11 protein-coding genes and 1 pseudogene are annotated in these 13,968 nt (G+C 73.3%); 9 read left to right on the top strand and 3 right to left on the bottom strand.

Annotated features, from left to right (window positions below; all coding sequences use genetic code 11):
* Positions 1-10 precede the first annotated feature (10 nt).
* Positions 11-1,213, bottom strand: coding sequence for an aminotransferase class I/II-fold pyridoxal phosphate-dependent enzyme (locus HNR25_RS05060; protein ID WP_246463520.1), 1,203 nt, complete (start codon positions 1,211-1,213; stop codon positions 11-13).
* Positions 1,214-1,488: 275 nt separating this feature from the next.
* Between HNR25_RS05060 and HNR25_RS05055 the strand changes: the two genes are divergently transcribed.
* From HNR25_RS05055 to HNR25_RS05040, 4 genes are all read left to right on the top strand, one after another.
* Positions 1,489-2,868 carry an adenosylmethionine--8-amino-7-oxononanoate transaminase gene (locus HNR25_RS05055; protein ID WP_184633558.1) on the top strand — a complete coding sequence of 460 codons (1,380 nt, stop codon included), beginning with the start codon at positions 1,489-1,491 and terminating at the stop codon, positions 2,866-2,868.
* Positions 2,868-3,584, top strand: coding sequence for a dethiobiotin synthase (bioD, locus tag HNR25_RS05050; RefSeq protein WP_184638856.1), 717 nt, complete (start codon positions 2,868-2,870; stop codon positions 3,582-3,584). Before HNR25_RS05055 ends, bioD begins: the two co-directional genes overlap by 1 nt.
* A gap of 87 nt (positions 3,585-3,671) precedes the next feature.
* Positions 3,672-5,624, top strand: coding sequence for an acetoacetate--CoA ligase (locus HNR25_RS05045; RefSeq protein ID WP_184638854.1), 1,953 nt, complete (start codon positions 3,672-3,674; stop codon positions 5,622-5,624).
* A 94-nt stretch (positions 5,625-5,718) separates the two neighbouring features.
* Positions 5,719-7,002, top strand: coding sequence for a heparan-alpha-glucosaminide N-acetyltransferase domain-containing protein (locus HNR25_RS05040; protein WP_281387663.1), 1,284 nt, complete (start codon positions 5,719-5,721; stop codon positions 7,000-7,002).
* A 68-nt stretch (positions 7,003-7,070) separates the two neighbouring features.
* Here HNR25_RS05040 and HNR25_RS05035 read toward each other — a convergent pair.
* Positions 7,071-7,304: pseudogene (locus tag HNR25_RS05035) on the bottom strand (enoyl-CoA hydratase); the annotation flags it as partial.
* A gap of 258 nt (positions 7,305-7,562) precedes the next feature.
* Here HNR25_RS05035 and HNR25_RS05030 point away from each other — a divergent pair.
* Positions 7,563-8,567: an IS481 family transposase gene (locus HNR25_RS05030; protein WP_184633557.1), complete on the top strand. Its 1,005-nt coding sequence runs from the start codon at positions 7,563-7,565 to the stop codon at positions 8,565-8,567.
* On the opposite strand, the gene HNR25_RS05025 is transcribed toward HNR25_RS05030, so the two are convergent.
* Positions 8,556-8,969 (bottom strand): enoyl-CoA hydratase-related protein, encoded by a 414-nt coding sequence (locus tag HNR25_RS05025; RefSeq protein WP_184633556.1) that lies wholly within the window; start codon positions 8,967-8,969, stop codon positions 8,556-8,558. The genes HNR25_RS05030 and HNR25_RS05025 overlap by 12 nt on opposite strands.
* 335 nt (positions 8,970-9,304) lie before the next feature.
* Here HNR25_RS05025 and HNR25_RS05020 point away from each other — a divergent pair, with 335 nt between their 5' ends.
* The 4 genes from HNR25_RS05020 to yjfF are packed head-to-tail and all read left to right on the top strand — an operon-like array spanning position 9,305 to position 13,967.
* The gene (locus HNR25_RS05020; RefSeq protein ID WP_184633555.1) at positions 9,305-10,288 is read left to right on the top strand and encodes an ABC transporter substrate-binding protein; all 984 of its coding nucleotides are present in this window, start codon (positions 9,305-9,307) and stop codon (positions 10,286-10,288) included.
* Between the two features lie 30 nt (positions 10,289-10,318).
* Entirely contained in the window at positions 10,319-11,845 is a 1,527-nt protein-coding gene (locus tag HNR25_RS05015; RefSeq protein WP_312862365.1) for a sugar ABC transporter ATP-binding protein, read from the top strand.
* On the top strand, positions 11,842-12,954 hold the full coding sequence (locus tag HNR25_RS05010; protein WP_312862364.1) for an ABC transporter permease: 1,113 nt from the start codon (positions 11,842-11,844) through the stop codon (positions 12,952-12,954). The genes HNR25_RS05015 and HNR25_RS05010 overlap by 4 nt, the downstream gene beginning before the upstream one ends.
* Positions 12,951-13,967, top strand: coding sequence for a galactofuranose ABC transporter, permease protein YjfF (gene yjfF, locus HNR25_RS05005; protein ID WP_184633554.1), 1,017 nt, complete (start codon positions 12,951-12,953; stop codon positions 13,965-13,967). Before HNR25_RS05010 ends, yjfF begins: the two co-directional genes overlap by 4 nt.
* Position 13,968: the final 1 nt, after the last annotated feature.

Raw genomic sequence — 13,968 nt, 5'->3', positions numbered from 1 at the left:
AGCACGAAGGCTACCCGGAGCGGTCCGCTCTCGGCAGGTCCGGTCCGCCCGGACCGCGGGGCCGGGAATCGACGACGGTCTGCAGCGCCCGGTCCACCTGCGCGTCGGTGAGATCGGCGCGCACCGTCAGCCGCAGCCGCGACCGGCCGTCGGGCACCGACGGCGGCCGGAAGCACCCCACGGCCACCCCCGCGGCGCGGCAGGCCTCGGCCCAGGCGACCGCCTGCCGGCGCGAGTCCGCCAGGACCGACACCACCGCCGCGTCCGGGGCGGTCGCCGCCAACCCGGCTCCCGACAGCTCCGCCGAGATCCGCCGCGCCAGGGCGCGCAGTCGGCGGGGCCGGTCGGGTTCGGCGCGCAGCAGCCGCAGCGCCTCCAGCGCCGCCCCGGCGGCGGGCGGCGCCAACCCGGTGTCGAAGATGAACGTGCGCGCGGTCTCGACGAGGTGGCGGATCAGCGGCTGCGGACCCAGCACCGCCCCGCCCTGGGCGCCCAGCGCCTTCGACAGCGTCACCGTCGCGGCCGTCCCCGGAGCCCCGCCCAGGCCGGCCGCAGTCAACGCACCCGTGCCGCCTTCGCCCACCACACCGAGGCCGTGGGCGTCGTCGACCAGCAGCGCGGCGCCGTGCTCGGCGCAGACCCGGGCCAGTGCGGCGGTGTCGGCCAGGTCGCCGTCCACCGAGAACACCGTGTCGCTGAGCAGGATCCGGTGCTCACGCGCGGCCCCGGACAGGGCGGCCCCGGCCATGGCGGTGTCGGCGTGGTCGAACAGCAGCACCTGTGCGCCGCTTGCCTTGGCCAGGCGCGCCGCGTCGATGAGGGAGGCGTGGTTGCGGCGGTCGCACACCAGCGCCGCCGAGCCGTCGGCGAGCGCGGCGACCACGCCCAGGTTGGCGGTGTAGCCCGAGGAGAACACCAGGGCGGACTCGGTACCGCAGAAGTCGGCCAGCTCCTCCTCCAGCTCGCGGTGCAGCAGCGTGTCGCCGGTGACCAGGCGCGACCCGGTCGCGCCCGCGCCCCAGCGCCGTGCAGCCGCGGCCGCGGCCTCGGCCACCGCAGGGTGGCCCGCGAAGCCGAGGTAGTCGTTGCCGGCCAGATCCACCGCCTGCGGCGCTGACCGCGGACCGCGGGGGCGCAGCCGCCGTGTCAGGCCCGCGGCGGCGCGTTCGCCGGCCGCCGCGCGGAGCCGCGCGAAAGGGTCGTGCTCGCCCATGCCGTCCTCGCTGTGGATTCCCGCTCGCGCACGCCCGGCTGCCGCGGCACCGTCGGCGCGGCGGCCGGGCTGCGCAGATTCCGGCCCTGTGCGGCAGGCGCGCCTCCTGCCCGCACCGGCCCGGCCGGCTGCCGGGCCGCCCGTGTGAGGGCCCACGCCACCGTCACACGCACGCGCCACCGTGGTCACCTGCGGAAAACGACAAAGAACCGCCGCCGGAATCTGGACCGATCCGCCTTCCGCCGCGCCGCGGGTCCCCGGCACCATCGCCGACTATGACCGACCGCAGCCCGCCCCCCGGACCCCCGGCCCCGCAACCGGCTCCGGTGCCCGAACCCGGCACCGGAGTCGACTGGATCGGACGCGTCGACCGCGCGCACCTGTGGCACCCCTACTCCGCGATCGACCCGGCCGAGACGCCCCGCGTCGTGCTGGACGCCGCCGGCACCCGGCTGCGCCTGGCCGACTCCCGGACCGGCGCCGAGTACGACGCCGTCGACGCCATGTCGTCCTGGTGGTCGGCGATCCACGGCTACGCCCACCCCGTCCTGGACGAGGCGGTGCGCACCCAGACCGCGGCCTTCAGCCACGTCATGTTCGGCGGGCTCACCCACGAGCCCGCCGCCCGCCTCGCCGCGGCGCTGGTCGGGATCACGCCTGAACCGCTGCGCCACGTCTTCCTCGCCGACTCCGGTTCGGTGTCGGTGGAGGTGGCACTGAAGATGTGCCTGCAGTACCAGCGGTCGGCGGGCCGACCGGAGAAGCGGCGCGTGCTCACCTGGCGCGGCGGGTACCACGGCGACACCTTCCACGCCATGTCGGTGTGCGACCCCGACGGCGGCATGCACACCCTGTGGGGCGACGTGCTGCCCCGCCAGGTTTTCGCCGAACGCCCGCCCGACGGCTTCGGCACCGCACCCGACCCCGGCTACACCGCCCGGCTGGAGGCGCTGATCGCCGACCACGCCGACGAGCTCGCCGCCGTCATCGTCGAACCCGTCGTGCAGGGCGCCGGCGGCATGCGCTTCCACAACCCCGCCTACCTCGCCGACCTGCGCCGCATCACCGAACGGCACGGCGTCCTGCTGGTCTTCGACGAGATCGCGACCGGATTGGGCCGCACCGGCGAACTGTTCGCCGCCGACCACGCCGGCGTCGTCCCCGACGTACTGTGCCTGGGCAAAGCGCTGACCGGGGGGTACATGACCCTGGCCGCCACGCTGTGCACCGCCGGCCTCGCCCAGGGCATCGCCCGGGGCGAGGTCCCCGTCCTCGCCCACGGCCCCACCTTCATGGCCAACCCCCTGGCGTGCGCGGTGGCGGCCGCCTCCGTCGGGCTGCTCGCCGACGGCGACTGGCGCGGGCGGGTCGCCCGCATCTCCGGCGAACTCGCCGACGGCCTCGCTCCCGCCCGCGAGCTGCCGGGCGTCGCCGGCGTGCGTGTGCTCGGCGCGATCGGCGTCGTCGAGCTCGACCGGCCCGTCGACACCGCAGCCGCCACCGCCGCGGCGCTCGACGCCGGAGTCTGGCTGCGTCCCTTCGGCGACCTGATCTACACCATGCCGCCCTACGTCTGCAGCAGCGACGACACCGCCCGGATCACCGCGGGCGTGCTCGCCGCCGCCCGCGCGAGCCTGGCCGGGGGGCGGACGTGATCCTCGTCGTGGCCGGTACCGGAACCGGCGTCGGAAAGACCGTGGTCACCGCCGCGCTGGCCGCGCTGCACCCCGGCCGGGCGGCAATGCTCAAACCCGCCCAGACCGGGGTGGTGCCCGGCGAGGACGGCGACGCCGACACCGTCGCCCGCCTGGTCCCCGGCACGGCCGTGTGCGAACTGGAGCGCTACCCCGACCCCCTCGCACCCGCCACGGCCGCGGCGCGGGCGGGCCGGCCGGGCGTCGGCGCCGCCGGCACCGCCCGCGCCGCCCGCGCCCTGGCTCGCGACCACGGCCTCGTGCTCGTCGAGGGCGCCGGCGGCCTGCTCGTGCGCCTGCACGCCGGCGGCGACACGCTCGCCGACGTCGCCGCCGAGCTGGACGCCCCGCTGCTGCTGGTCGCCCGCGCCGGCCTGGGAACCCTCAACGACACCGCCCTGGCCGCCGAAGCGATCGCCGCCCGCGGTCTGCGCTGCACGGGCACCGTCATCGGCAGATGGCCCGCCCGCCCCGACCCGGCCGCCCGCTGCAACCTCGCCGACATCGCCGACGTCTCGGGGCTGCCGCTGCTGGGGGCGCTGCCCGAAGGCGCGGCCGCGCTGTGCCCCCGCGCGTTCGCCGCCGCGGCGGCGTCGGCACTCACCCCCGCGGCGGGCGGCGAATGCGGGGACCCGCCGCCGCCCCGCCCGCGTGTCACCTGCGGCGTCTGTTGTTAGATGAGGGGCGTCACACCAGCCGGGCCGGAGCCCGCGCTCCGGCGCGCACCACGAAGGAGGAAGCCGGACATGCCGACAGCGCCCCCGATGCTGTGGAAGCCGGACGAGCAGCGGCGCGAGCGCGCCAACATCACCCCCTTCACCCGGTGGGTGCGTGAGCACCGCGGTGTCGAGGCCGCCGACTACGACGCACTGTGGCGGTGGTCGGTCACCGACCTCGGCGGTTTCTGGTCGGCGATCTGGGAGTACTACGGCGTCACCGCCGAAACCCCCTACGAGCGGGTGCTCGCCGACGACTCCATGCCCGGCGCCTCCTGGTTCCCCGGCGCGCGGCTGAACTACGCCCGCCACATCTTCGCCGGGCGCGACGATGACGCCGTGGCCATCCGCCACGCATCGGAGCTGCGCATGATGGGCGAGTGGACCTGGGGTGAGCTGCGTGAACGCACCGCGGCCATCGCCCGGGGCCTGCGTCACCTCGGTGTCGGACCCGGCGACCGCGTCGCGGCCTACCTCCCCAACACCGCCGAGACCGCGGCCGCCTTCTACGCCTGCGCCTCCATCGGCGCCGTGTGGTCCTCCTGCTCGCCCGACTTCGGCGTGCGCAGCGTCGTCGACCGCTTCGCCCAGATCGAACCGAAGGTGCTGCTGGCCGTCGACGGCTACCGCTACGGCGGCAAGGACTTCGACCGCGCCGGGACCATCGCCGAACTGCGCGAGCGACTGCCCACCGTCGAGCACACCGTCGTGCTGAACCACCTGCGCGACACGCCCGTCGACGGCGCCCTGTCCTGGGAAGAACTGGAGTCGGCCGGCGCCGGCGCCGAGCTCGCCTTCGCCGAGCTGCCTTTCGACCACCCGCTGTGGGTGCTGTACTCCTCGGGCACCACCGGCCTGCCCAAGCCCATCGTCCACGGGCACGGCGGCATCCTGCTGGAACAGCTCAAGAACCTGAACCTCCATCTGGACGCCCAGGCCGGCGACCGCGTGTTCTGGTACACCACCACCGGCTGGATGATGTGGAACTTCTTGGTCAGCGTGCTGCTGACCGACGCCTCGATCGTCCTCTACGACGGCAGCCCCGCCGAGCCCGATCTGGGGGCGCTGTGGGACCTCGCCGAACGCGGCGGGGTCACGGTCTTCGGCACCAGCGCCGGATTCCTGTCCTCCTGCATGAAGGAGGGCGTCCACCCCGCCGACGGGCGCGACCTGTCCCGGTTGCACGCGGTCGGCTCCACCGGCTCACCGCTCAGTCCCGAGGGCTTCGAGTGGTGCTACAGCGAACTCGGCCGCGACCTGTGGCTGTTCTCCACCAGCGGCGGCACCGACGTCTGCAGCTGCCTGGTCGGCGGCGTGCCCACCCTGCCCGTCTACGAGGGCGAGATCCAGGCCCGCTCCCTGGGCATGGCCGTGGCCGCCTGGGACCCCGACGGCAACGAGCTGATCGGCGAGGTCGGCGAACTGGTCGTGACCCGGCCGGCCCCGTCCATGCCGATCTACTTCTGGAACGACCCCGACGGCGAGCGGCTGCGCGACAGCTACTTCTCCACCTATCCCGGCGTGTGGCGCCACGGCGACTGGATCGAGATCACCGAGCGCGGCACCGCCGTCATCTACGGGCGCTCCGACTCGACCATCAACCGCGGCGGCATCCGCATGGGCACCAGCGAGATCTACCGCGCGGTGCTGGCGCTGGAGGAGGTCACCGACGCCCTCGTCGTCGACGTGCCCCACGGCGACGGCGGTTCCCGCATCGAGCTGTTCGTGGTCGTGCGCGAGGGCGCCGCCCTCGACGACGACCTGACCCGCCGCCTGGCCCGCCGCATCCGCGAGGACTGCTCACCCCGCCACGTCCCCGACGCCGTGCGCGCCGTCGGGCAGGTGCCGCGCACCCTCTCCGGAAAGATCCTGGAAGTTCCGGTCAAGCGCATTCTGGCGGGCGAGCCGGCCGAGCGGGTCGCCAGCCGCGACTCCCTGGCCGATCCCGCGGCCCTGGACTTCTTCACCCGGTTGGCCGACGAGCGCTCCGACGGCGCCTGACCTGCGGCGGCGCGCGCCCCGGCCCTCGGATCCGCGGGGCCGGGGACCGGGGCGCACGCCCACGAAGGAACGAACACGCGGCAACCCGCCTAGTCTGGACCCCGTGTCGCAGCAGATTCCCCGGCCCGGGGTCCACAGCTCGCCCGACGCCCGGGGCGGGCGGATCGTCGGCATCGACGTGGCCCGCGCGCTCGCGGTGTTCGGCATGTTCGCCGTCCACCTCGGTGTCGGGTCCATCGGCGTCTTCGGCGGTGACGCCTTCGGCGAGTCCGCCTCCGAGACCCTGCACCAGCTCGCCCGGGGCCGCTCCTCTGCGCTGTTCGCCTTCCTGGCCGGTGTCTCGCTGGCGCTGATGACCGGTCGCACCCGGCCGGCGGACGGCATGGACCTGCAGCGTGCGCGCGCCCGCATCCTGGTCCGCGCCCTGGTATTGGCGCTGCTCGGCGTCCTGCTGGACCTGACGGGCGCGCCGGTCGCCGTCATCCTCACCTACTACGGCGGGTTCTTCCTGCTCGCGCTGCCCCTGGTGCGGTTGCGCGCCCCCGCGCTGGGCGCCGTCGCCGCCGCCGTGGCCGTGGCGGGCCCGGCGGCCTCGTACGCGATCCGCGATCTGATGGGCGAACCCGCGCCCCGCGCGGGCTCCATCGGCGGCATCGGCGACTTCCTGCTGACCGGCTACTACCCCGCCGCCGCGTTCATGGCCTTCGTCGTCGCCGGTATGGCGGTGGGGCGGCTCGACCTCGCGGCGCCGCGCGTCCGTGCCGCCCTGGCGGCGGGCGGGGCCGGGCTCGTGCTGCTGGGCTACGGAGGGTCCCGGCTGCTGCTGTACCCGCTGGGCGGCATCGACCGGCTGGTGGGGGCCCGGGTGGGCTCGGAGGTCGATGTCTCCTCCGTCGATCCGGCACTTCTGGGGTCGTTGCGCGCCGACGTCGCCGCCGAGCTGAACGACCTGCACGGCCAGGTGCCCACCGATACCCTCTGGTACCTGGCGGTGGCCACCCCGCACAGCGGCACCGGCTTCGAGATCGCCGGAGCCGTGGGCACCGCGCTGCTGGTGCTGGTGGCCTGCATGGCCGCGGCCGACATCGCGGCCGCGCCGCTGTATCCGCTGGCCGCGGCCGGATCCATGGCGCTGACCGTCTACGCCGGCCACATCCTGGTCATCGCCGCGCTGGGGTACTCCTTGACCGGCGCGGCGCCGTTCCGGGTGGAGGCGTTCGTGGCCGGTGCGCTGGTCGCGGCCACCCTGTGGCGCATGTTCCTGGGACGGGGGCCGCTGGAGCGGGCGCTGGGGGCGGCGGGCGACGCGGTCGCCGAGCTGACCGTCGCCGCCGGGCCGCCGGGTGCGGACGGCACGGGGCGGCGCCCCGGCGGCTGAGCGGCCGCGCCGCACCTGTTCAGCGGGGTCCGAATCCACGGGGAATCCCCGTGCCGGGGACGGCCGGGTCACCGGGTGGGCCACTCCGGTGTGCGCTTTTCCAGGAACGCGGCGATGCCTTCGCGGGCTTCCGGCGTCTGGCTGCCGGCCGCCATGACCTCCACGGCGTGGCCGTAGGCGTCGTGCTCGGGCCGGTCGAACTGGGCGTAGAGGGTCTGTTTTCCCAGTGCGCTGCTGCGCGGCGCTCCGCGTGTGGCGCGCTTCAGCAGATCCAGCGACGCCGACTCCAGCTCCGCGTCGGGAACCGCCCGGTTGGCCGAGTTCTTGAGCGTAGGCCCCGTACTTCAGGGCGGGGTCAGCCCATTCTCGGAGCCGCGCATCGGCGGAGTTCGCTCCGCTTCTTTCTGGGGCCCGGCGGCCCTGCGCACTACGGCGACTAGCTGTTGCGGGGTGGGAGGTTGTTGACGCTGAGGCGGGGGTGACATGAGGAGAGCAGGCCCCCGGCGGCGATGATGAGAAGCGCCAACCACTCATCGAGCCACCGGAAAGGACCTGCTCTCGTGTCCCACCGTAATGCGCCGCTGTCCTTCGAGGGCCGTCGCCGCCTGATCGAGCGCTGCCAGAGGCGCCCGATCTCCCACGTCGCCGCCGAGATGGGCATCTCGCGGGCGTGTGCCTCCAAATGGGTGAACCGGTACCGCCGCCACGGCGAGACCGGCCTGCACGAGCGCTCCTCCACCCCGCACCGCAGCCCCCGGGCCGCCGCAGGCGAGACCGTCGCCACGATCGAGATCTGGCGGCGCGAGCACACGTGGTCCGCGGCCCGGATCACCGCAGAACTCGCCGCCGGGGGCATCGTGCTCGACCGGCGCACCGTCACCCGCCACCTGGCCCGCCTCGGACTCGCACGGCGCCGCTTCATCGACCCCGCCGGCGGCACCAACCGCGTCCCGGGCCGCATCGTGGCGCGCTGGCCGGGCCACATGGTCCACCTGGATGTAAAGAAGGTCGGCCGCATCCCCCAGGGCGGGGGATGGCGCGTCCACGGCCGCGACTCCGGCCAGGCCCGCACCGCGCAGCGGGCCAAGAACACCGGGGCGGCGGGCGGCTACGTCTACCTCCACTCCGCCGTGGACGGGTTCTCCCGCCTGGCCTACACCGAGGCGCTGGGCGACGAGAAGGGCGCCACCGCGGCCGCCTTCCTGGCCCGCGCCAAGGTCTTCTTCGCCGCTCACGGCATCGCCCACATCCACCGTGTGGTCACCGACAACGGGGCCTGTTACCGATCGGCCGCCTTCAGCCGCGTCGTCACCGCCCGTACGAAGCATCGCCGGACGAAGCCGTTCACGCCCCGGCACAACGGCAAGGTCGAGCGCTACCAGCGGATCATGGCTGAGGAGGTCCTCTACGCCCGGCCCTATGACAGCGAGGAGGAGCGCGCCGCGGCCCTGGCGACCTGGAACATCCATTACAACTATCATCGGCCCCACAGCGCTGCCGGCGGCCTGCCCCCGGCCTCACGTATCCGTACGGCTGTAACCAACGTCCGGCCCTCATACAACTAGCCACGAGTTCAGGGACCGGTCGCCGGCGCTGTGTCCGGCGACGGCCAGGTCGCAGTCGGCGACCAGCTGGCATCCGGCGGCGGTGGCGAGCCCGTGCACCCGGGCCAGAACCACCTGCGGAACGGACTGGACGGTCTCCATCAGGCGCACGCAGGTGCCCAGCAGCTCCCGCGCGCCGGCGAGGTCGGCTTCGGCCACGTCGGCGAAGTCGTGTCCGGCGCTGAAGACGGGGCCGTTGCCGGCCAGGACGACGCCGGTGGCGTCGGAGCCGCCGACCTCCTCGAAGGCCGCGATGAGCCGGTGCATCTGGTCCAGGGACAGGGCGTTGCGGCGCCGGGGGCGGTTCATCGTGATCGTGGCCACGGCGCCGTCGTGTTCGACGAGAACGGGTTCATCGCTCATAACCCGACGCTACGCCGCTGCGGCCGTGCAGCGCAGGGGCGGCGCCGACCGGTCGTCGTGATCGGTCGGCGGCGGGCGGCGATCCGCCGCCGGCGCCCCGAGGCGGGCGCCCCGAAGCGGGCGCCGAGGTATCAGAGCGGTAAACGTGCCTTGACACGCGGGATGTTAGCGCTAACAGTTGTGGCATGCGTCACCGGCAGGCTGTGCCGGCGTCGATCCCTATATCCATCACCGGTCCCCGTGCAATTTCAGGATTCCGCCCCCTGGCGGATTCACCAGGTTTTGTTAGCGCTAACAATCGGTCGGAGCGGCCGAGACCGCGCAAAGGAGTCCCCATGAACAAGACACTCTCGACAGCTGCGGCCGCCGTCGCACTCGCCGCGGCGGCGACCGCGTGCTCCGGAGGCGGCGGCGAAAGCCAGGGCCAGGGCGGCGGCGACGACGCCATCGTCATGGGCTTCTCCCAGGTGGGCGCCGAAAGCGGCTGGCGCACCGCCAACACCGAATCCATCAAGCAGGCCGCGCAGGATGCCGGCATCGAGCTGAAGTTCTCCGACGCCCAGCAGCAGCAGGAGAACCAGATCCAGGCGATCCGCAACTTCATCCAGCAGGGCGTCGACGTGATCGCCTTCTCGCCCGTCGTGGAGTCCGGCTGGGACACCGTCCTCGCCGAAGCCAAGTCCGCCGGCATCCCCGTCGTGCTGACCGACCGGGCGGTCGACACGGACCAGGAGGACGTCTACGAGACCTTCCTCGGCTCCGACTTCGTCGAAGAGGGCCGCAAGGCCGGCCGGTGGCTGGTCGAGGAGTACGCCGACTCCGACGACGGCGTCGACATCGTCGAGCTGCAGGGCACCACCGGATCCGCTCCGGCGGTCGACCGCAAGGAGGGCTTCACCGAGATCATCTCCGAGCACGACACGTTCGAGATCGTCGCGTCCCAGGACGGCGACTTCACTCGCTCGGGCGGCCAGGAGGTCATGCAGGCCTTCCTCAGCTCCCACGACGAGATCGACGTCCTCTACGCCCACAACGACGACATGGCGCTGGGCGCCATCGAGTCCATCGAATCCGCGGGCCTCGAACCGGGCGAGGACATCACCGTCATCTCCATCGACGGGATCAAGGACGCCTTCCAGGCGATGGCCGACGGCAAGATCAACCTGGTCGTGGAATGCAACCCGCTGATCGGCCCCCAGCTGATGGACCTCGTCGAGAAGGTCCACGCCGGTGAGGACGTCGAGGAGCGCATCAAGGTCGAGGAAGACGTCTACACCCAGGACGAGGCCGAGGAAGCGCTCCCCAACCGCAAGTACTGATCCGTCCGCCACCGACACGAAGGAGGGGCCGTGGCAACCACGGCCGAGCCCGCCGTGCACATGAGCGGGATCGTGAAGGAATTCCCCGGCGTCCGGGCCCTGGACGGCGCCGGCCTGCGGCTCGACCCCGGCGAAGTCCACGCGCTGCTGGGAGAGAACGGGGCCGGCAAATCCACCCTGATCAAGATCCTGACCGGGGTGCACCGCCCGGACGGCGGCAGCATCAGCGTCCAGGGAGCGCCGGCCGACATCGCCGGCCCCCTCGACGCCGAACGCCACGGCATCGCCACCGTCTACCAGGAGGTGAACCTGTGTCCGAACCTGTCGGTGGCGGAGAACATCCTGCTGGGCCGTGAGCCGCGCGGACGGTTCGGGATCTCTCCGCGGCGCATGAACCGCCGCGCGGCCGAGCTGGCCCGCGGGATGGAACTCGACCTCGACGTCACGCGCGCCCTGGGCGACTACCCCATCGCCGTCCAGCAGCTCGTGTCCATCCTGCGGGCCGTCGACCTCGACGCCCGGGTGCTCGTGCTGGACGAACCCACCTCCAGCCTGGACCGCGACGAGGTGCGCATCCTGTTCGACCTGGTCGAGCGGCTGCGCTCGCGCGGCGTGGCGATCCTGTTCGTCACCCACTTCCTCGACCAGGTCTACGAGCTGTGCCAGCGCATGACCGTGCTGCGCAACGGGCGCCTGGTCGGGGAGTTCACCACGGCGGAGCTGAGCCAGCGCGATCTGATCGGGCACATGCTCGGCGAACAGGCCGGCGAGCTGGAGCGGGTGGAGGAGCACGCCCACAGCGGCGCCCTTCAGCCGGACGCGGCTCCGCTGCTGCAGGCCCGCGGGCTGGGCCGTTCGGGGGGCATCGCCCCCTACGACCTGGACATCGCCCCGGGCCGGATCGTGGGCCTGGCGGGGCTGCTGGGCTCCGGCAGGACCGAGGCCGCGCGGCTGCTGTTCGGCGCCGACCGCCCCGACACCGGAAGCGTGGAGGTCGACGGGCGGACGGTGCCGCTGCGCACGCCCCGCGCGCCGATCGCCGCGGGCCTGGCCTACTGCTCCGAGGACCGCAAAGCCGAAGGGCTGGTCGCCGACCTGTCGGTCGCCGACAACCTGCTGCTGGCTATGCAGGCCGCCCGCGGCTGGATGCGGCCGCTGCCCGCCCGGACCCGCTCCGACCTGGTCGAACGCTACATCGCCGCGCTGCGCATCCGCCCGTCCGCACCGGACACCCCCGCGGGATCGCTCAGCGGCGGCAACCAGCAGAAGGTGCTGCTGGGCCGGTGGCTGATCATGCAGCCCCGGCTGCTCATCCTCGACGAACCCACCCGCGGCATCGACATCGGCGCCAAGGCCGAGGTGCAGCGGCTGGTGGCCGCCCAGGCGCAGGAGGGTACCGCGGTGCTGTTCATCTCCTCCGAGCTGGAGGAGGTGCTGCGGCTGAGCCACCGGGTGGTGGTGCTGCGCGACCGGCGCGTGGTCAACGCGCTGGACAACGAAGAGGGCCTGGACGTCGACCGGGTGCTCGCCGAGATCGCGGAAGGGGGTGCGCCGTGACGTCGGCGCAGATGCGGCGGCTCATGTGGCCGCTGCTGGTGCTCGCGGGGCTGCTGGCCGCCAACGTGGCCGCCACACCGGGGTTCTTCGAGATCAGCGTCCAGGACGGGCGGCTCTACGGCAGCGTCGTCGACATCCTGCACTTCGGCACGCCCCTGCTGCTCATCTCACTGGGCATGACCATGGTGATCGCGCTGCGCGGCATCGACCTGTCGGTGGGCGCCGTCGTGGCCGTGTCCGGGGCCCTGGCCTGCGAGATGATCGCCGCGGCCGACGACCCGGGGTCGCCGGGGACGGTGGCCGCGGCGGTCGCCGCCGCCCTGGGGGCCTCGGCCCTGCTGGGCCTGTGGAACGGGTTCCTGGTCGCGGTGCTGCGGATCCAGCCGATCGTGGCGACGCTGATCCTCATGATCGCCGGCCGCGGCGTCGCCCAGCTGATCACCGGCGGCCAGATCACCACGGTCCGCAGCGAGCCCTACCGGCTGATCGCCGGCGGCGACGTGGCTGCGATCCCGGTCACCGTGGTCGTCGCGGCCGCGACGGTGCTGGGGATGTGGCTGGTGGTGCGCCGCACCGCGCTCGGCCTGCTCATCGAGGCGATCGGCGGCAATGCCGAGGCCGGGCGCCTGTCGGGGATCCGCGCGCGGGGCATGTCCGTGGCCGCCTACGCCTTCTGCGGGCTGTGCGCGGGACTCGCCGGGATCCTCATCAGCGCCAACACCGGCAGCGCCGACGGCAACAACGCCGGACTGTGGATCGAGCTGGACGCCATCCTCGCCGTCGTCATCGGCGGGACGATGCTCAGCGGCGGGCGGTTCTCGATCGCCGGGACCGTGCTGGGCGCGGTCATCGTGCAGACCCTGTCCACGACGGTCTACACCATGGGTGTCCCGCCGGAGAGCTCCCTGGTGTTCAAGGCGCTCGTGGTGTTCCTGGTGTGCCTGCTGCAGTCGCCGCGGTTCCGCGCACAGCTCGCGGCGCCCATCCGGCGCGCCCGACCGCCGCGGCGGGCGCCGGCCGATCCCGGCCCCCGGCCGAGCGAGGAGGACGACGTGACACCCGCCGACGCCGATACCGACGATCCGGGCCGCCAGGAGGTGCCGCGATGACCCCGCCGTCCACCCTGCCCGATCTGTCCGCGGCCGTGTCCCGCACGCGGGAGGCGGTGGAGAGCCGGCGCCGGTTCATCCCCGTGACCATGGCCGGGCTCGTGCTCGTGCTGCTGTTCGCCGCCGGCTCCGCGCGCTACACCGGGTTCCTGGAACCGCAGGTCGCGCTGAACCTGCTGGTGAACAACTCCTTCCTCATCGTGCTGGCGGTGGGGGTGACGTTCGTGATCCTGTCCGGCGGCATCGACCTGTCCACCGGGGCGGTGCTGGCGCTGTCGACGATGATCTGCGCCTGGCTGCTGCGCGAGGGGTGGCCGCCGTTGCTGGTGATCCCCGTCGCGCTGCTGGCGGGAACCGCCATCGGTCTCGCCCAGGGCTGCATGATCCACTTCTACGGGGTGCAGCCGTTCATCGCCACGCTCGGCGGTATGTTCTTCGCCCGTGGGCTGTGCTACCTCATCAGCACCGAGTCGATCCCGATCACCGACCCGCTGTTCGGCGCCCTGTCCCAGACGCGGATCCCGCTGCCGGGCGGTACCTCGCTGAGCCTCGGCGCAGCGGTCGCGCTGGCGATCGCGGGTGTGGCGGCCTACGTGCTGCACCGCACCCGGTTCGGCCGCAGCGTGTACGCGGTCGGCGGGAGCGAGTCCTCGGCGATGCTCATGGGCCTGGCCGTGGGCCGCGTGAAGGTGGGCGTCTACACGGTCAGCGGATTCTGCGCGGCGCTGGGAGGCGTGCTCTACACCCTCTACATCGCCTCCGGGAACAGCCTGCACGGCCTGGGCATGGAGCTCGACGCGATCGCCGCCGTGGTCATCGGCGGGACGCTCCTCACCGGCGGGTTCGGCTACGTCCTGGGCAGCGTCGTGGGCGTGCTGACCCTGGGCACCATCCAGACGATCCTGGTCTTCGAGGGCACCCTCAGCTCCTGGTGGACCAAGATCGTCGCGGGAGCGCTCCTGCTGGTGTTCATCCTGCTCCAACGCGTTCTGGCTCCACGCTCGGCACGATGAC

It is taken from the genome of Streptomonospora salina (genome assembly GCF_014204715.1).
In the GTDB taxonomy this organism is placed as follows: Bacteria; Actinomycetota; Actinomycetes; order Streptosporangiales; family Streptosporangiaceae; genus Streptomonospora; species Streptomonospora salina.
This window is presented reverse-complemented; position numbering and strand designations above follow the sequence as displayed.

Coding starts and splice junctions, on each gene's coding strand:
- HNR25_RS05060 (WP_246463520.1), bottom strand. CDS start 1,213: ATGGGCGAGCACGACCCTTTCGCGCGGCTCCGCGCGGCGGCCGGCGAA.
- HNR25_RS05055 (WP_184633558.1), top strand. CDS start 1,489: ATGACCGACCGCAGCCCGCCCCCCGGACCCCCGGCCCCGCAACCGGCT.
- HNR25_RS05045 (WP_184638854.1), top strand. CDS start 3,672: ATGCTGTGGAAGCCGGACGAGCAGCGGCGCGAGCGCGCCAACATCACC.
- HNR25_RS05025 (WP_184633556.1), bottom strand. CDS start 8,969: ATGAGCGATGAACCCGTTCTCGTCGAACACGACGGCGCCGTGGCCACG.
- HNR25_RS05020 (WP_184633555.1), top strand. CDS start 9,305: ATGAACAAGACACTCTCGACAGCTGCGGCCGCCGTCGCACTCGCCGCG.
- yjfF (WP_184633554.1), top strand. CDS start 12,951: ATGACCCCGCCGTCCACCCTGCCCGATCTGTCCGCGGCCGTGTCCCGC.